Origin of the sequence: Vitreoscilla filiformis, assembly GCF_002222655.1 — a bacterium.
GTDB classification, from domain to species: domain Bacteria; phylum Pseudomonadota; class Gammaproteobacteria; order Burkholderiales; family Burkholderiaceae_C; genus Ideonella; species Ideonella filiformis.
On record NZ_CP022423.1, the window covers coordinates 2033846 to 2050470 of the forward strand.

Sequence of the window (16625 nt, forward strand, 5' to 3'; positions counted from 1 at the left end):
CGAACAAACATGGTTGAAATCGAACTCGACGGCAAAAAAGTTTCCGTCCCCGTGGGCAGCATGGTGATGCATGCTGCCGACGCTGCCGGCACCTACATCCCGCACTTCTGCTACCACAAGAAGCTCTCCATCGCGGCCAACTGCCGTATGTGCTTGGTGGACGTGGAAAAAGCACCCAAACCCATGCCCGCCTGCGCCACCCCGGTGACGCAAGGCATGGTGGTGCGCACCAAAACCGACCGTGCCCTGAAGGCGCAAAAGTCGGTGATGGAATTCCTGCTCATCAACCACCCGCTGGATTGCCCGATCTGCGACCAAGGTGGCGAATGCCAGTTGCAAGACTTGGCTGTGGGCTACGGTGGTACCAAATCGCGCTACGAAGAGGAAAAGCGCGTGGTGTTCCACAAGAATGTGGGCCCGCTGATCTCCATGGAGGAGATGAGCCGTTGCATCCACTGCACCCGCTGCGTGCGCTTCGGCCAAGAAATCGCCGGTGTGATGGAGTTGGGCATGCTCAACCGCGCCGAGCATTCCGAGATCACGAGTTTTGTTGGCCGCACGGTGGATTCCGAGCTGTCGGGCAACATGATCGACGTCTGCCCGGTGGGGGCGCTGACCAGCAAGCCCTTCCGCTACAACGCTCGCACTTGGGAACTCTCGCGCCGCAAGAGCGTGAGCCCGCACGACTCCACCGGTGCCAACCTCATCGTCCAGGTGAAGAACGGCAAAGTGTTGCGCGTGGTGCCCTTCGAAAACGAAGCGGTGAACGAGTGCTGGATTGCTGACCGTGATCGCTTCAGCTACGAAGCCGTCAACAGCGAACAGCGCCTGACAGCGCCGATGCTCAAGCAAAACGGCGAGTGGGTGACGGTGGACTGGAACACCGCGTTGGCCTACGTGGCCGACGGCCTGAAGCGTGTCAAGGGTGATTTCGGTGTCTCCGGTATCGGTGCCTTGGGTTCGGCCCACAGTACAGTGGAAGAGCTGCATTTGCTGGCCAAGCTGGTGCGTGGCCTGGGTAGCGACAACGTGGATCACCGCTTGCGCCATGCCGATTTCACCGTCGGGCAGGGCGTGCGCTGGTTGGGTCGCAGCATTGAGTCGCTGTCGAGTTTGGACCGTGCGTTTGTCGTCGGGTCGTTCCTGCGCAAGGATCATCCGCTGTTTGCCCAGCGGCTGCGTCAAGCCGCCCGGCAGGGGGGGCAGGTGTTCAGCCTGAATGCCGTGCATGACGATTGGGCCATGCCGGTTCAAACGCTCACGGCCGCCCCGAGCGCTTGGGCGCAGGTGTTGGCCGATGTGGCATCTGCCGTGGCTGTCGAGCGCTGTGTCAGCGCACCGGTGGCTGGCAGCGTCACGGCGGAGGCCAAGGCGGTGGCACAGGCGCTGCTGTCGGGTCAGCAAACGGCCATCTTGTTGGGCAATGCGGCGGTGCAGCACCCAGCAGCCAGCACCTTGTTGGCTCTGGCTAACTGGATTGGTGCGCAAACAGGCGCCACCGTTGGGTACCTGTTGGAAGCTGCCAACAGCGTGGGTGCCCAGCTGGTGAAAGCTCAGCCGCAGCAAGGCGGTTTGAACGCTGGTCAGATGCTGACCCAGCCGATGAAGGCGCTGTTGCTGCTCAACGTCGAACCGACGCTGGATGCTGCGGATGCTGCCGCAGCCCGTGCCGCGTTGCAAGGTTCCGGGTTGGTGGTCGCTCTGACGCCGTTCCGCGATGCGGCGGTGGACAACGCCGACGTGTTGTTGCCGATCGCACCGTTCACAGAAACGGCGGGTGCATTCGTCAATGCTGAAGGGCGTGTGCAAGCGTTCCATGGCGTCGCACCAGCGCTGGGCAACAGCCGACCGGCTTGGAAGGTGTTGCGCGTCCTGGGCAACATGCTGGGCCTGAGTGGTTTCGAGCAAACCTCTGCTGAAGAGGTGCGTGCTGAGGCTTTGGGTGACGTGAACCAGTTGGTGGCCCGTTTGGGCAACGACGTGAGCGTGGTGCCGCAGATCGCGGTGTCTGTACCTGGTTTGCAGCGCGTGGCTGATGTGCCGATCTATTCGACCGATTCGCTGGTGCGTCGTGCGGCCTCGCTGCAACAAACCTCCGATGCTAAGGCGCCCGTCGTGGGCTTGCCTCGCGCACTGTGGCAACAGTTGGGTTTGCAGGCAGGCGCCAAAGTCAAGGTGAGCCAAGGTTCGGCCGCTGCCGTGCTGGCTGCGCGTGAGGATGCCACCTTGGCAGCCAACGTGGTGCGTGTGGCCGCAGGCCATCCCGACACGGCGGGCTTGGGTGCCATGTTCGGTGCGATCAGCGTCGAGAAAGCCTGAGGACAACAGGAACGAACATGATCGACTCTCTCAACCAAGCCGGACTGGCCCTTTTGGGCGATGTACTCTGGCCCGTCCTCTGGACTTTGATCAAAATCGTGGCGGTTGTGCTCCCGCTGCTGGGCTGCGTGGCTTACCTCACGCTGTGGGAGCGTAAAGGGATTGCACGCACCCAGGTGCGTCCGGGCCCTAACCGCGTTGGCCCCATGGGTCTGCTGACCCCGATTGCTGATGCGGTCAAGCTGATCTTCAAGGAAATCATCCGCCCGACGGCCGCTAACAAAGGCTTGTTCTTCTTGGGCCCGATCATGACCATCATGCCGGCCCTGGCCGCGTGGGCGGTTGTGCCTTTCGGCCCGGATGTGGCATTGGCCAACGTCAACGCGGGTTTGCTGGTGATCATGGCCATCACGTCCATGGAAGTCTATGGCGTGATCATTGCCGGCTGGGCTTCGAACTCGAAGTACGCTTTCCTGGGCGCGCTGCGAGCCTCGGCCCAAATGGTGAGCTACGAAATTGCGATGGGTTTTGCCATCGTGATCGTGCTGATGGTGTCGGGCAGCTTGAACCTCAGTGATGTGGTGATGAGCCAGAACCGTGGCACGTTCGCCAACATGGGATTCAGCTTCCTGTCGTGGAACTGGCTGCCTTTGTTCCCGATTTTCTTGGTGTACTTCATTTCAGGTTTGGCCGAAACCAACCGTCACCCGTTTGACGTGGTGGAAGGCGAGTCGGAAATCGTGGCCGGGCACATGATCGAGTACTCCGGTATGTCGTTTGCCATGTTCTTCTTGGCTGAATACGCCAACATGATCTTGGTGTCGATGCTGACGGTGCTGTTCTTCTTGGGCGGCTGGCTGCCTCCGGTCTCGTTCCTGGGCTTCATCCCGGGCTGGATTTGGTTGGGCATCAAGGTCTTCGTCGTGGTGACGATGTTCCTGTGGGTGCGCGCTTCGTTCCCGCGCTACCGCTATGACCAGATCATGCGTCTGGGCTGGAAGATCTTCATCCCCATCACCCTGGTGTGGCTGGTGCTGGTGGGTCTGGTGATCCAGTCGCCCTTCAACATCTGGAAGTAACGAGGTCTCACAACCATGTCAACGGTTGCATCTCTCAAAGATCTGTTCTCCAGCTTCCTGCTCACCGAGCTGTGGAAGGGGCTGGCTCTGACCGGGCGACACTTCCTTTCGCCCACCATCACGGTGCAGTTTCCGGAGGAAAAGACGCCGCTGTCGCCGCGCTTCCGGGGTTTGCACGCTTTGCGTCGTTATGAAAATGGCGAAGAGCGGTGCATCGCTTGTAAGCTGTGCGAAGCCGTTTGCCCTGCGATGGCCATCACCATCGAAGCCGGTGAGCGCCAAGACGGTACACGCCGCACGACGCGCTACGACATCGACCTGACCAAGTGCATCTTCTGCGGCTTCTGCGAAGAAAGCTGCCCGGTGGACTCTATCGTCGAAACGCACATCTTCGAATACCACGGGGAAAAACGGGGTGACCTGTATTTCACCAAGGAGATGCTGCTCGCCGTGGGCGACCGCTACGAAGCCCAGATCGCAGCCAACAAGGAGGCCGACGCCAAGTACCGCTGACGCTGTCGTGGTGGGAGCTGCAAGGCCCTTGCAATCCAAGGGCTGTAAGCTGACGCCGCACTCGCAGTGCCTAAAACCGGCGCGCAACAACGATGAACACCACCTCCGTTTTGTTCTACCTTTTCTCTGCCGTCTTGCTGTTGGCCTCGTTCAAGGTCATCACGGCGCGCAGCACAGTGCATGCCGCACTGTTCTTGGTGCTAGCCTTCTTCAACGCTTCATGCGTGTGGATGCTGCTCAAAGCCGAGTTCCTTGCCATCACCTTGGTGTTGGTTTACGTGGGCGCTGTCATGGTGCTCTTCTTGTTCGTGGTGATGATGCTGGACATCAACACCGACAGCATGCGTCAGGGTTTTTGGTCACATTTCCCGATGGCTGGGTTCATCGGGGCGTTGATCGCCCTGGAGATGTACTTGGTACTCAAGGGTGGTTTCCAAGTGTCGGATGCGCCAGCGCTGAGTGAGCAAGCGGTGAAATTCGGCAATACCCGCATGTTGGGCATTGAGATTTACACCCAGTACCTCTACCCGGTGCAAATCGCGGCCGTGTTGTTGTTGGTGGCCATGGTCTCTGCCATTGCCCTGACGCTGCGCAAGCGCAAGGACAGCCGGTATCAAGATCCGGGCGAGCAAGTGCGGGCCAAAGCGGCTGATCGCGTGCGTCTGGTGAAGATGGACGCTTCGGTGGATGAGCCTGCCACTTCGGACACCGCACAAGGAGGCAAAGCATGAGCGCCGGCATTTCGCTGTACCACTACCTGACGCTGGGCGGCTTTTTGTTTGCCCTGTCGGTGGTCGGGATCTTCATGAACCGCCGTAACCTGATCGTGTTGCTCATGGCCATCGAATTGATGCTGTTGGCTGTGAACATGAACTTTGTGGCCTTCTCCCACTACCTGGGAGATATGGCTGGTCAGGTGTTCGTGTTTTTCATCCTGACGGTTGCGGCGGCTGAGTCCGCCATTGGTCTGGCCATCTTGGTCGTGTTGTTCCGGAATCGGGCCACGATCGCGGTGGACGAACTTGACACCCTGAAGGGCTGACCCAGCACCACGGAGCCCCGAAGAACATGTCTGCACAACTTTCTCAGAACCTGCTGCTGACGGTGCCCCTGGCGCCGCTGGTCGGCTCCATCGTCGCCGGCCTGTTCGGCAAGTCGGTGGGCCGCCGTGGCGCCCACGTCATCACCATTTTGGGCGTGCTCATCGCCTTCATCTGTTCGGCCATCGTGTTCCAGGCCGTGGCGTTTGAAGGTGCACGCTACAACGCCACCGTCTACGAGTGGATGACCCTTGGCCCGTTGAAAATGGAAGTCGGTTTCCTGATCGACGGTCTGACGGCCATGATGATGTGCGTGGTGACTTTTGTGTCGCTGATGGTGCATATCTACACCATTGGCTACATGGAAGAGGATGCCGGCTACCAGCGCTTCTTCTCTTACATCTCGCTGTTCACCTTCTCGATGCTCATGCTGGTCATGAGCAACAACTTCCTGCAACTGTTCTTCGGTTGGGAAGCGGTGGGCTTGGTGTCCTACCTGCTGATTGGTTTCTGGTTCAAAAAGCCTACGGCCACCTTTGCCAACATGAAGGCCTTTTTGGTCAACCGTGTGGGTGACTTCGGCTTCATCCTGGGCATTGGTTTGGTGCTGGCCTATACCGGCTCGCTCAACTACGCCGAGGTATTTGCCAAGAGTGGCGAGTTGGTCAAGCTGACCTTCCCTGGAACCGATTGGGCGTTGTTGAGTGTGGCTTGCATCTGTTTGTTCATCGGTGCGATGGGCAAGTCCGCACAATTCCCGCTGCACGTCTGGCTGCCTGACTCGATGGAAGGCCCGACCCCGATTTCGGCCTTGATCCACGCGGCCACCATGGTGACGGCTGGTATCTTCATGGTCAGTCGGATGTCGCCGTTGTTTGAGCTGAGTGATACCGCGCTCAACTTCATCTTGGTGATTGGTTCCATCACGGCGCTGTTCATGGGTTTCCTGGGCATCATCCAGAACGACATCAAGCGTGTGGTGGCCTACTCCACGCTGTCGCAGCTCGGTTACATGACGGTGGCGCTGGGCGTGTCCGCCTACAACGTGGCCGTGTTCCACCTGATGACGCACGCGTTTTTCAAGGCACTGCTGTTCTTGGGTGCGGGCTCGGTGATCATTGGCATGCACCACGACCAAGACATCCGCAACATGGGCGGTTTGCGCAAGTACATGCCCATCACGTGGATCACTTCCCTGCTGGGTTCTCTGGCACTGATTGGTACACCGTTCTTCTCGGGGTTCTACTCGAAAGACTCGATCATTGAGGCTGTTCACGCCAGCCATCTGCCCGCTGCGGGATTCGCCTACTTTGCGGTGGTTGCCGGTGTCTTTGTGACTGCGTTTTACTCGTTCCGGATGTACTTCTTGGTGTTCCACGGTAAGGAGCATTTCCACCACAAGCCCTTCCCGGGCGAGCATGACCATCACGATGATGATCACGGCCATGCTCACACCCCGCACGAATCGCCTTGGGTGGTAACGCTGCCGCTGGTTCTGTTGGCCATCCCGTCGGTGATCATTGGTTTCATGACGATTGAACCCATGCTGTTCGGCGAGTTTTTGAAGGATGCGATCACGGTCAATGCGGAAGCACATCCAGCCATGAGCGTGATGGCGGAACACTTCCACGGTGCTGCTGCCATGGCTCTGCATGGTGTGCAGACCCTGCCGTTCTGGTTGGCAGTGTCCGGCGTGGCTGTGTCGTATTTCTTCTACATGGTCAAGCCGGAAATTCCGGCGGCCATTGGCCGGGCGCTGTCTCCGCTGGTGCGCGTCATGGAAAACAAGTACTACATGGACTGGATCAACGAACACATCTTGGCGGCGGGTGCCCGTGCGCTGGGGATGGGTTTGTGGAAGGCGGGTGACGTGGCCATCATTGACGGAGCCTTGGTAAATGGTTCCGCCAAGACGGTGGGCGTTTTTGCCGGTGCGGTGCGTCTGATCCAGACTGGCTACCTTTCGTGGTATGCCTTGGTGATGGCACTGGGCATCTTTGGTCTGATGACCTGGCAGCTGTGGCCCTATCTGACTGGCCTCATGGGCCACTGATCACGAGGGCGGAGAACAACAATGGGTCTTTTGAGTGTTGCCATCTGGCTGCCGATTGCATTCGGCGCCGTATTGCTGGCGATTGGTCGGAGCGAGAACGCGGGGGCTTCCCGCTGGATCGCTCTGGTCGGTGCAATCGCCGGTTTTCTCGTCACGCTGCCGTTGATCACTGGTTTTGACACCACCACGGCTGCACTTCAGTTCCAGGAGAACCTGCCTTGGATTGAGCGGTTCAATGTGCGCTACCACCTTGGTGTCGATGGCATCTCCATGTGGTTTGTGCCGCTGACCGCGTTCATCAGCGTGATCGTGGTGATTGCTGCTTGGGAAGTCATCACCGAACGTCCCCACCAGTACCTTGGGGCCTTCCTGATCCTGTCGGGGCTGATGATTGGCGTGTTCGCTGCGGTGGACGGTCTGCTGTTCTACGTGTTCTTCGAGGCCACGCTGATTCCGATGTACATCATCATCGGCATCTGGGGCGGCCCGCGCCGTGTTTACGCAGCGTTCAAGTTCTTCCTGTATACCTTGCTGGGTTCGTTGCTGATGCTCATTGCATTGATCTACCTGTACTACAAGTCAGGTGGCAGCTTTGACATCCAAACTTGGCACAAACTGCCGCTGCCGATGAACGCGCAGACGCTGCTGTTCTTCGCCTTCTTCGCAGCTTTCTCGGTGAAGGTGCCGATGTGGCCTGTGCATACCTGGCTGCCGGACGCGCACGTTGAGGCGCCCACCGGTGGCTCTGTGGTGCTGGCCGCGATCATGCTGAAGTTGGGTGCCTACGGGTTCTTGCGCTTCTCCATGCCGATCGCTCCGGATGCTGCGCACGAATATGCTTGGTTCATCATCGCCCTGAGCCTGATCGCTGTGATCTACATCGGTTTGGTGGCCATGGTTCAGAAGGATATGAAAAAGCTGGTGGCCTATTCGTCCATCGCCCACATGGGTTTTGTCACCCTGGGGTTCTTCATATTCAATGAGTTGGGCGTCTCAGGTGGCCTGGTGCAGATGATCTCGCACGGTTTCGTGTCGGGCGCCATGTTCTTGTCCATCGGTGTTCTGTATGACCGTGTGCATTCACGTGAAATCGCCACGTACGGCGGTGTGGTCAACACCATGCCCAAGTTCGCAGCGTTTGCGCTGCTGTTCGCGATGGCCAACTGCGGCCTGCCGGGAACCGCAGGTTTCATCGGTGAGTGGATGGTGATCCTCGGTGCTGTGCAGTACAACTTCTGGATCGGGGCTTTGGCTGCAACGGCCCTGATCTTCGGTGCGGCCTACACCCTGTGGATGTACAAACGCGTCTACTTTGGTGACGTGACCAATGACGAAGTGCGCGAACTCACCGATCTGAACGCCCGCGAGTTCCTGATGATGGCCGTGCTGGCGGTGGCGGTGCTGTGGATGGGTCTGTATCCCAAGCCCTTCACTGACGTGATGCATGTGTCCGTGACCGAGCTGCTCAAGCACGTGGCAGTGTCCAAGATTAACTGACGCAGCCCAGGTGCCCAAATGAATCAAATGAATTGGCTCGTTGTCTACCCTGAAGCGTTTCTGCTGTTGGCCACCTGTGTGATCGCCTTGGTCGATCTCGCAGTGACCGATCCCAAGCGCTGTCTGACATTTTGGCTGTCGCAGGCGACTCTGGGTGTTGTCGCCCTGATGCATGGTTTGGCGCTCCAGACGGGTTTGGCCGCTCAAGGCGCTGCCGCGTCGGTGTACGCCATGCAAGGCTTGGTGGTGTCCGACCCCATGGGGCACATGCTGGCCATGTGTGCTGCCCTGGCGATGATGTTGACCTTGGCCTATGCCCGTCCCTACATCGGTGAGCGTGAACTGCTCAAGGGTGAGTTCTTCATCCTGTCGCTGTTCGTGCTGCTGGGCATCTCGGTGATGATTTCGGCCAACAACTTCTTGGTCATCTACACCGGGCTGGAAGTGATGAGCCTGTCGCTGTACGCCCTGGTGGCCCTGCGCCGTGACCACGCTGTGGCCACGGAGGCTGCCATGAAGTACTTCGTGCTGGGTGCGCTGGCCAGTGGTTTCCTGCTGTATGGCATGTCCATGCTGTACGGTGCCACCAAGTCGCTGGACATTCCCGATGTTTTCAACGCCATCCAAACCGGCCAAATCAACAAGATGGTGCTGGTTTTCGGTGTGGTGTTTGTGGTGGCAGGTTTGGCCTTCAAGCTGGGTGTGGTGCCTTTCCACATGTGGGTGCCCGATGTCTACCAGGGTTCGCCCACGGCTGTCACGCTGCTGATCGCAGGTGCGCCGAAGCTGGCGGCTTTTGCCATCACCATCCGCCTGCTCGTTGAAGGCTTGAGCGGTTTGGCCACGGATTGGCAACAGATGTTGATCTTGTTGGCCTTGGCCTCGATGGTGGTTGGTAACTTGGCTGCCATCGCCCAGACCAATTTCAAGCGCATGCTGGCGTACTCGGCCATCGCTCAGTTGGGTTTCATGCTGCTGGGTTTCACCCCGACGGTCATCGGCGCCAACACGTTGTCGGCAGCCAATGGCTATAGCTCGGCCATGTTCTACGTCGTGACCTATGTGCTGACCACGCTGGGCACGTTCGGGCTGCTCATGTTGCTGTCGCGTCAGGGCTTTGAGAGCGATGAACTGGCTGATTTGGCGGGTTTGGCCAAGCGCAGCCCCTGGATGGCCGGTGCCATGACAGTGTTCATGTTCTCGCTGGCGGGTGTGCCGCCGATGGTGGGCTTCTATGCCAAGTTCGCCATCCTGCAAGCTCTGGTGACGACCAACGACGCTGCCTACATCACCTTGGCTGTGGTGGCTGTGATGTTGTCTTTGATCGGTGCGTTCTATTACTTGCGGGTGGTGAAAGTCATGTACTTTGATGAGCCGACGCAAGAGGGTGCGCAAACCTCCAGCTACGGCGGTGTGGCTGCTTTGGTGGCCGTCAATGGTGCTGCGGCGCTGCTGTTGGGTGTGCTGCCAGATGGCCTGATGGCGCTGTGCCGGGATGTGGTCGTCGCCGCATTGGCTGGCTGATGATGATGACCCAAACCTCGGCGGTCTGGGGGGTACTGGTGCTGGCCATTCTGGCCGCCAACCTGCCGTTTTTGACAGAACGCGTGTTGGTGGTCGGCCCGCGCCGTGCGCCCAAGTCAATGGCTTGGCGTTTGCTGGAGCTGTTGTTGTTGGGCGTTGGGGTTTTGGGGGCGGGCAGTATGCTGGAAAGCGCACTCGGTCAGCGCGCTCCCCAAGAGTGGCAGTTTTTCGCTGCTTTCGGTTGCTTGTTCCTGACCCTCGGTTTCCCTGGTTTCGTGTGGCGCTACCTGCGCCGTGCGGGTGTGCATGGCTGACGACGATTTTGCAATTCGCACCCAAGAAGACGGCCTCGTTGAGCGTTGTGTGCTCAGTGAGGCCGTATTTCATGGGGTGTTCCTCAACGTTCGCCGTGATGTGGTGAATCTTCCGGATGGGGGCGGCACCGCAGCACGCGAGTACATCGTGCATCCTGGGGCCGTCATGGTGGTGCCGGTGCTTGACGACGGTCGAGTCGTGATGGAGCGCCAGTATCGTTACCCGATTCAACAAGTTTTGCTTGAATTTCCTGCGGGCAAGCTGGATCCAGGCGAGTCACCCCGCCAATGCGCTGAGCGAGAGTTGCGGGAAGAGACCGGCTACCGTGCCACCCATTGGGCTCGGGCAGGATTGATGCACAACGCACCCGCCTACGCCACAGAAATCATCGAAGTGTGGTTCGCCAAGGGCTTGACTTTGGGGGAACGTTGCTTGGATGAGGGGGAGTTTTTGGAGGTGGGTGCCGTGTCCGTGGAAACCTTGGAGGCGTTGGTGCTGTCCGGACGTCTGACGGATGCCAAGTCCATGGTCGGTTTGCTGTGGTTGCATCAATGGCATCGGGGGGCGTGGCAGCCCGATTGGCAGTTCTGAGATGAAGGTGTTGGATCTCGTCTGTGCTCAGGGGCACACCTTCGAGGGCTGGTTCGGCTCCGAGCAGGACTATGCGAACCAGCAAGACCGGGGGCTGTTGACCTGCCCGGTGTGTGCCGAGGCTCGTGTGACGCGGCGGCCCAGTGCGCCTCGTTTGAATTTGTCCACCTCACGGCGTGAGGCCGAGGTGGTCGCTGCGCCGACCGCTGAGTCGGCGGCCCCTTCACCTGTAACGCCGCCCAATCCGGCGCAGGTGTTGCAAAGGGCGCTGGTTCAGGCTGTGCAAAATGTGCTGCGCAGCACCGAAGATGTCGGGGAGCGTTTCGTTGAGGAAGCGCGACGCATCCATTACGGCGAAACGCAAGCTCGCAACATCCGAGGCCAGGCGACGCCGGAGCAACGGGCTGAGTTGCAAGATGAGGGCATTGAAGTGCTAACCCTGCCTGTGCTCTTGGAAGAGCCTAGCGGGCCGGTTCACTGAGTTCTCTGGAACCTAGAGCAACCGCTCGGGGTTCATCAGTCCGGCAGGATCCAGGGCCTGCTTGATGGCCCGCATCATCGCCAGCGCCACCGGGGCTTTGCGTCGCGCCAATTCGTCGCGTTTGAGGGCACCGATGCCGTGTTCAGCGGAAAAACTCCCGCCCAGCACCATCACCCGATCATGCACGCGGGCGGTGACTTCGCCCTCCCAGCGGGCCAAAAAACCCGCTGGATCGTCCCCGGCTGGGGCTTGAACGTTGTAGTGCAGGTTGCCGTCACCCACATGACCAAAGGTGACCAGCATCACCCCCGGAATGCGTGCGGCGAGTTCCTCTTGCATGTGCTGGATGAATGTCGGAATGGCCGAGGTGGGCAGCGACACGTCGTGTTTGATGTTCAGGCCCTGGGCGCGTTGTGCCGGTGAAATGGCCTCTCGCAATTGCCACATGCCAGCCGCTTGGGTGTGTGTGTGGGCCAACGCTGCATTGGTGATCCAGCCGGCGGCCAGGGCGTCCGCCAAGAAGGTTTCCACAGTGGGGCGCAGATCGGCCTCCGCTTGGGGAGAGGACAGCTCCCACAACACTTGCCAAGCCGTTGCAGGAAGGGGCTGTGCCACATGGGGCAGGTGTTGCTGTACCAGCGTCAGGGCTGTGCCATTGATCAGCTCAAATGCCGTCAAACCAGCGTCCCAGCGCTGGCGTGCCAAGGCCAGCAAGGGCAGGACGGCTTCCAAATTCGGCAACGTCACCCAGCCCGTGAACACGCTGGCCGGTGCAGGAAACAAACGCACGGTCGCGGCAGTGATGACACCGAGCGTGCCCTCGCTGCCAATGAATACATCGCGCAGGGCGTAACCGGTGTTGTCCTTGCGCAGAGCGCTTAACCCGTGCCAGATGTCCCCCTGAGCCGTGACCACTTCCAGCCCCAAACACAGCTCGCGGGCATTGCCGTAGCGCAGCACCTGCGTGCCACCGGCGTTGGTGGCGAGGTTGCCACCCAGGGTGCAACTGCCTTCAGAAGCCAAACTCAGCGGGAACAACAACCCGTGGGTTTGTGCGGCCTGCTGCACCGCTTGGAGCGTACAGCCTGCTTCGGCGGTGAGGCTGAGATTGGGCGCGTCGATGTGGCGAATGCGGTTCAAACGCACCAGGCTCAGCAGAACGTGCTGGCCGCTGTTATCGGGCACGCCGGCGCCCACCAGTCCGGTGTTGCCGCCTTGTGGCACCAGGGGCACGTGGGCCTCATGGCAGCAACGGACGACGGCGGCCACCTCTTGCGTCGAGCCCGGTTTGACGATGAAACGAGCCCGTCCGCGATAGCGCCCTCGTGCATCGTGCTCGTGGGCGGGCGTGTGGCCGCCTGGGGTCACATGAGGGGCGCCGACACAGGCTCGCAGCCGATCGGCCAGCGCGTCGTCGTTCATGGGGTGGCGGCTTGTTTGGCCAAACGCAACCGCACCCGCACTTGCAGCGCACAGGCGGTGAACAGGCACAGGCACAGGCCCACCTCGATCCAAGCCAGCACAGCTTCGATGGGTTGGGCGCTGAAGCCGCGCACCAAGCCCTCCGCACAGTACAGCCACACCAGGAGGCTGACCCAGCGGTAGGTGTAGAGCCGGTGCCGCAGCAGCCCTGCCAGGGGCACCACCAGCGGCAGCACTTTGAGTGCCAGCGTGCCTCGACCCGTCGGGGCGAGCCACAGCTCCCACAGGAGTCCCAGCACAATGAGGCCGAGCAAACTGCCCACGGCCAGCGCACGCGAGCCCGCGACCAACGGATGCGCCGCGACTTGCGCAGGCGTCAGGTTCGGGGTGATTTCAGACATGTTTGGCATGATAGCTGGCATGTTTTTCCATTTTCCCCGTTGGAATCGTTGGCGCCGCCGCATGGCGGTCTGGGCCAGCGTGTGGCAGCACTGGCCCTGGCTGGCCACTTGGCAAATTGCACGCCAGCGTTTTCGTGAGGATCAACTGGGTCAGACCGCCGGCAGCTTGACGTTCACGACGCTGATTGCCTTGGTGCCCCTGCTGACGGTGATCCTGGCCGTGTTCACGGCCTTCCCCATGTTCGCCAAGATGCAGGGGATGCTGGAAACCTACCTGCTGCAAAGTTTGGTGCCCGAAACCATCGCCAAACCGGTGTTAGATGCGCTCACACAATTCGCACGCAAGGCCAACAAATTGGGGGCGCTGGGGTTGGTTTTCCTGGGCGTCAGCGCGCTGAGCTTGATGTTGACGGTGGATCGCGCATTGAACGCGGTTTGGCGTGTGCGCCGGCCACGTCCGCTGGGGCAGCGCATGTTGATTTACTGGGCGGTGCTCACCCTGGGGCCGCTGCTGGTGGGAGCTAGCCTGAGTTTGACCTCCTATGCCATGTCGGCATCCAAAGGGTTGGTGAGCAACATTCCGGGCGGGTTGAGTGTCTTGCTGGACGTGCTGGAGGTGTTGCTCATCATGTCCGCCATGAGCTGGCTGTTTTACCTGGTGCCCAACACCACTGTGCGCTGGCGTCACGCTTGGGCTGGGGGGCTGTTCGTGGCGCTGGGTCTGGAGTTGACCAAACGCGGCTTGGGCTGGTACGTCAGTGCAGTGCCGAGTTTTTCGGTCATTTATGGTGCGTTTGCGACGCTGCCCATTTTTTTGCTTTGGCTCTATTTGAGCTGGTCCATCGTGTTGCTGGGGGCTGTGATCGCTGCCTATGCACCCGCGCTGCGGCATGCGAGCCGCTGGTCGGCTGGGCCGGGGTTGCCATTTGCACTGGCTGTGGCGGCGCTGAAAGTGTTGGGGTCAGCACGCGCCCAACCCGGACGAGGGCTGACGCTGGAAGCCTTGGCTGCGCGCATTCGTGCGGCCACCCTGCAACTGGAGCCCGTGATCGACATGCTGATCGCCCACGATTGGGTGGCTTGGCTGGACGAAGCCGACGGGCAGCGGTTGGTGCTGATTTGTGAACCAGAGCAAGTGAAAGCCAGCGATCTGGCACGGGTTCTGCTGCTGGGTGAGCACCCCACCACAGCGGGCTTTTATCAGGTGACGGGTTTGGATGACCTGAGTCTGGCCGAAATGCTGAGGGGTTTTCCTGCGGTTTCGGCGACGACCACGAATGGGGGAGGGCCCCATTTTGGGGCGTGACAGCACCCGCGTCTACAATGAGCGCCCCGCCCATGTCGTTATCCGCTGTCTTCTGGAGCTTGTTTCAATGTCGTCTTCCCGCCGGGTCGCCAAGGAATCCTCATCTGTCGAACCCGGGGCCGTGCGCGTGCTCAAGAAGTACCCGAATCGCCGGCTGTACGACACCAGTGCCAGCACCTACATCACCCTCGCGGACGTCAAAACCATGGTGATGGATGGCATGCCCTTCGAAGTACGCGATGCCAAAACCGGCGAGGAGCTGACGCGCAGCATCTTGCTGCAAATCATCCTGGAAGAAGAAACCGGCGGCATGCCGATGTTCAGCGCCCAGATGCTGGCGCAGATCATCCGCTTCTACGGCCACGCCATGCAGGGCATGATGGGCTCTTACTTGGAGCGCAATCTCCAAGCGTTTGTGGACATGCAAGCCCGCTTGGCCGATCAAACACGCGGCATGTACGACCCAGCGGCTTTCACCTCCGATGCGTGGTCGCAGTTCATGAGCCATCAAGCGCCCGTGGTGCAAAACTTGATGAGCACCTACATGGAGCAGTCCACCCATTTGTTCACCCAGATGCAAGAGCAGATGAGCAAACAGGGTGGGTCGCTGTTTCCGGGCTTTACGGTGCCGCCCGTGCAAAAGTGATCGCATCACCGGCGCAGTGCGCCACAGCGGGGCGTTTGCGACAATCGCCCCCATGACCCACGCTTCTGCTTCTGGCGCCCCGTCCGCGCCCACCATCGGTTTTGTGAGCCTCGGCTGCCCGAAGGCCCTGACCGATTCCGAACTCATCCTCACCCAGCTCTCGGCTGAGGGCTACCGCACCAGCAAGACCTACGCCGGCGCCGATTTGGTGATCGTCAACACCTGCGGTTTCATCGACGATGCGGTCAAGGAAAGCCTGGACGCCATCGGCGAAGCCTTGACCGAAAACGGCAAGGTGATCGTCACCGGCTGCCTGGGGGCGCGTCAGGCCGAAGGCGGCGAAAACATGGTGCGTCAAGTTCACCCCAAAGTGCTGGCGGTCACGGGGCCGCACGCCACGCAAGAGGTGATGGACGCCGTCCACGCCCATGTGCCCAAGCCGCACGACCCCTTTGTCGATTTGGTGCCTGCCGCCGGCATCAAACTCACGCCCAAGCATTACGCCTACCTCAAGATCAGCGAGGGCTGTAACCATCGCTGCACCTTCTGCATCATCCCGAGTTTGCGGGGGGATTTGGTGTCGCGTCCGGTGGGTGATGTGCTGAACGAAGCCAAGGCGCTGTTCGAAAGCGGCGTCAAAGAACTGCTGGTGGTGAGCCAAGACACCTCGGCCTACGGCGTGGATGTGAAGTACCGCACCGGTTTCTGGAACGGAGCCCCGGTCAAAACGCGCATGCTCGATTTGGTGGCCAAGCTGGGTGAACTGGCACGGGCGCATGGTGCTTGGGTGCGCTTGCACTATGTCTACCCTTACCCGCACGTCGATGAAGTGATTCCGCTCATGGCCGAAGGGTTGGTGTTGCCTTACCTCGACGTGCCGTTCCAGCACGCCCACCCCGATGTGCTCAAGCGCATGAAACGGCCCGCCAGCGGTGAACGCAACTTAGAGCGCATCCAACGCTGGCGCGAGCTGTGCCCCGAGTTGATCGTGCGTTCCACCTTCATCGCCGGTTTCCCCGGTGAAACGGAGGATGAATTCAGCTATTTGCTGGATTTTCTGAAAGAGGCCCAAATCGACCGGGCAGGCTGTTTCGCTTACTCTCCCGTGGACGGCGCGTTGGCCAACGAGCTGCCCGGCGCTTTGCCCGACGCGGTGCGCGAGGAGCGCCGCGCCCGCTTCATGGCGGTGGCCGAAGCGGTGTCGGTGGCGCGGCTCCAGCGCCGTGTGGGGGCCACCATGCAAGTTTTGGTGGACAGTGCCCCCGCCCTGGGCCGCAAAGGTGGTATTGGCCGCAGCTACGCCGATGCCCCCGAGATCGATGGCCTGGTGCGCTTGCTGCCGCCGACCAAAGCCTCTACGCAGATGCGGGTGGGTGAGTTCGTCAAGGCGCGCATCGTAGCGGCAGATGGCCACGATTTGATCGCCCAACCGATCTGA

The 16625-nt window shown here is 60.3% G+C and carries 16 protein-coding genes; 14 read left to right on the top strand and 2 right to left on the bottom strand.

The genetic code is table 11. From position 1 onward, the window contains the following. The first annotated feature begins 9 nt into the window (after nucleotides 1-9). The 11 genes from nuoG to VITFI_RS09760 all read left to right on the top strand — a co-directional run bounded on the left by nuoG (nucleotide 10) and on the right by VITFI_RS09760 (nucleotide 11412). Complete coding sequence (gene nuoG / locus VITFI_RS09710; protein WP_089416777.1) at nucleotides 10-2319, top strand: NADH-quinone oxidoreductase subunit NuoG; 2310 nt, start codon at nucleotides 10-12, stop codon at nucleotides 2317-2319. A gap of 17 nt (nucleotides 2320-2336) precedes the next feature. After that, entirely contained in the window at nucleotides 2337-3398 is a 1062-nt protein-coding gene (gene nuoH, locus VITFI_RS09715; RefSeq protein WP_089416778.1) for an NADH-quinone oxidoreductase subunit NuoH, read from the top strand. A 15-nt stretch (nucleotides 3399-3413) separates the two neighbouring features. Beyond that, nucleotides 3414-3911 carry an NADH-quinone oxidoreductase subunit NuoI gene (gene nuoI, locus VITFI_RS09720; RefSeq protein ID WP_089416779.1) on the top strand — a complete coding sequence of 166 codons (498 nt, stop codon included), beginning with the start codon at nucleotides 3414-3416 and terminating at the stop codon, nucleotides 3909-3911. Nucleotides 3912-4003: 92 nt separating this feature from the next. Beyond that, entirely contained in the window at nucleotides 4004-4642 is a 639-nt protein-coding gene (locus VITFI_RS09725) for an NADH-quinone oxidoreductase subunit J (protein ID WP_089416780.1), read from the top strand. Then, nucleotides 4639-4953 (top strand): NADH-quinone oxidoreductase subunit NuoK, encoded by a 315-nt coding sequence (gene nuoK, locus VITFI_RS09730; RefSeq protein ID WP_089416781.1) that lies wholly within the window; start codon nucleotides 4639-4641, stop codon nucleotides 4951-4953. Before VITFI_RS09725 ends, nuoK begins: the two co-directional genes overlap by 4 nt. 26 nt (nucleotides 4954-4979) lie before the next feature. Next, nucleotides 4980-7004 (top strand): NADH-quinone oxidoreductase subunit L, encoded by a 2025-nt coding sequence (nuoL, locus tag VITFI_RS09735; protein ID WP_089416782.1) that lies wholly within the window; start codon nucleotides 4980-4982, stop codon nucleotides 7002-7004. A gap of 21 nt (nucleotides 7005-7025) precedes the next feature. Continuing rightward, nucleotides 7026-8501, top strand: a complete 1476-nt coding sequence (locus VITFI_RS09740) for an NADH-quinone oxidoreductase subunit M (RefSeq protein ID WP_089416783.1) — start codon at nucleotides 7026-7028, stop codon at nucleotides 8499-8501. 27 nt (nucleotides 8502-8528) lie between these two features. Beyond that, entirely contained in the window at nucleotides 8529-10025 is a 1497-nt protein-coding gene (gene nuoN / locus VITFI_RS09745) for an NADH-quinone oxidoreductase subunit NuoN (RefSeq protein WP_198301404.1), read from the top strand. Beyond that, on the top strand, nucleotides 10025-10339 hold the full coding sequence (locus tag VITFI_RS09750; RefSeq protein ID WP_232476559.1) for a DUF2818 family protein: 315 nt from the start codon (nucleotides 10025-10027) through the stop codon (nucleotides 10337-10339). Before nuoN ends, VITFI_RS09750 begins: the two co-directional genes overlap by 1 nt. Beyond that, nucleotides 10332-10931, top strand: coding sequence for an NUDIX domain-containing protein (locus VITFI_RS09755; RefSeq protein ID WP_089416785.1), 600 nt, complete (start codon nucleotides 10332-10334; stop codon nucleotides 10929-10931). The genes VITFI_RS09750 and VITFI_RS09755 overlap by 8 nt, the downstream gene beginning before the upstream one ends. Nucleotide 10932: 1 nt before the next feature. Then, on the top strand, nucleotides 10933-11412 hold the full coding sequence (locus VITFI_RS09760) for a DUF1178 family protein (RefSeq protein WP_089416786.1): 480 nt from the start codon (nucleotides 10933-10935) through the stop codon (nucleotides 11410-11412). Nucleotides 11413-11424: 12 nt separating this feature from the next. Here VITFI_RS09760 and VITFI_RS09765 read toward each other — a convergent pair whose 3' ends face one another. After that, entirely contained in the window at nucleotides 11425-12834 is a 1410-nt protein-coding gene (locus tag VITFI_RS09765; protein WP_089416787.1) for an FAD-binding oxidoreductase, read from the bottom strand. Beyond that, on the bottom strand, nucleotides 12831-13235 hold the full coding sequence (locus VITFI_RS09770; RefSeq protein WP_089416788.1) for a DUF2069 domain-containing protein: 405 nt from the start codon (nucleotides 13233-13235) through the stop codon (nucleotides 12831-12833). The genes VITFI_RS09765 and VITFI_RS09770 overlap by 4 nt, the downstream gene beginning before the upstream one ends. 19 nt (nucleotides 13236-13254) lie before the next feature. Between VITFI_RS09770 and VITFI_RS09775 the strand changes: the two genes are divergently transcribed. The 3 genes from VITFI_RS09775 (at nucleotide 13255) to rimO (ending at nucleotide 16625) form a co-directional block, all read left to right on the top strand. Beyond that, nucleotides 13255-14541, top strand: coding sequence for a YihY family inner membrane protein (locus VITFI_RS09775; RefSeq protein ID WP_089416789.1), 1287 nt, complete (start codon nucleotides 13255-13257; stop codon nucleotides 14539-14541). Between the two features lie 67 nt (nucleotides 14542-14608). Further along, nucleotides 14609-15187, top strand: coding sequence for a polyhydroxyalkanoate synthesis repressor PhaR (gene phaR / locus VITFI_RS09780; protein WP_089416790.1), 579 nt, complete (start codon nucleotides 14609-14611; stop codon nucleotides 15185-15187). A gap of 52 nt (nucleotides 15188-15239) precedes the next feature. Then, nucleotides 15240-16625 (top strand): 30S ribosomal protein S12 methylthiotransferase RimO, encoded by a 1386-nt coding sequence (gene rimO, locus VITFI_RS09785; RefSeq protein WP_089416791.1) that lies wholly within the window; start codon nucleotides 15240-15242, stop codon nucleotides 16623-16625.

Bases quoted from the DNA above. Each gene is read 5' to 3' on its own strand.
- VITFI_RS09775 (WP_089416789.1), top strand. From the start codon at position 13,255: ATGTTTTTCCATTTTCCCCGTTGGAATCGTTGGCGCCGCCGCATGGCG.
- phaR (WP_089416790.1), top strand. From the start codon at position 14,609: ATGTCGTCTTCCCGCCGGGTCGCCAAGGAATCCTCATCTGTCGAACCC.
- VITFI_RS09770 (WP_089416788.1), bottom strand. From the start codon at position 13,235: ATGTCTGAAATCACCCCGAACCTGACGCCTGCGCAAGTCGCGGCGCAT.
- nuoH (WP_089416778.1), top strand. From the start codon at position 2,337: ATGATCGACTCTCTCAACCAAGCCGGACTGGCCCTTTTGGGCGATGTA.
- VITFI_RS09760 (WP_089416786.1), top strand. From the start codon at position 10,933: ATGAAGGTGTTGGATCTCGTCTGTGCTCAGGGGCACACCTTCGAGGGC.
- rimO (WP_089416791.1), top strand. From the start codon at position 15,240: ATGACCCACGCTTCTGCTTCTGGCGCCCCGTCCGCGCCCACCATCGGT.
- nuoG (WP_089416777.1), top strand. From the start codon at position 10: ATGGTTGAAATCGAACTCGACGGCAAAAAAGTTTCCGTCCCCGTGGGC.
- VITFI_RS09750 (WP_232476559.1), top strand. From the start codon at position 10,025: ATGATGATGACCCAAACCTCGGCGGTCTGGGGGGTACTGGTGCTGGCC.
- nuoL (WP_089416782.1), top strand. From the start codon at position 4,980: ATGTCTGCACAACTTTCTCAGAACCTGCTGCTGACGGTGCCCCTGGCG.
- nuoK (WP_089416781.1), top strand. From the start codon at position 4,639: ATGAGCGCCGGCATTTCGCTGTACCACTACCTGACGCTGGGCGGCTTT.
- VITFI_RS09740 (WP_089416783.1), top strand. From the start codon at position 7,026: ATGGGTCTTTTGAGTGTTGCCATCTGGCTGCCGATTGCATTCGGCGCC.
- VITFI_RS09765 (WP_089416787.1), bottom strand. From the start codon at position 12,834: ATGAACGACGACGCGCTGGCCGATCGGCTGCGAGCCTGTGTCGGCGCC.
- VITFI_RS09725 (WP_089416780.1), top strand. From the start codon at position 4,004: ATGAACACCACCTCCGTTTTGTTCTACCTTTTCTCTGCCGTCTTGCTG.
- nuoI (WP_089416779.1), top strand. From the start codon at position 3,414: ATGTCAACGGTTGCATCTCTCAAAGATCTGTTCTCCAGCTTCCTGCTC.
- VITFI_RS09755 (WP_089416785.1), top strand. From the start codon at position 10,332: ATGGCTGACGACGATTTTGCAATTCGCACCCAAGAAGACGGCCTCGTT.
- nuoN (WP_198301404.1), top strand. From the start codon at position 8,529: ATGAATTGGCTCGTTGTCTACCCTGAAGCGTTTCTGCTGTTGGCCACC.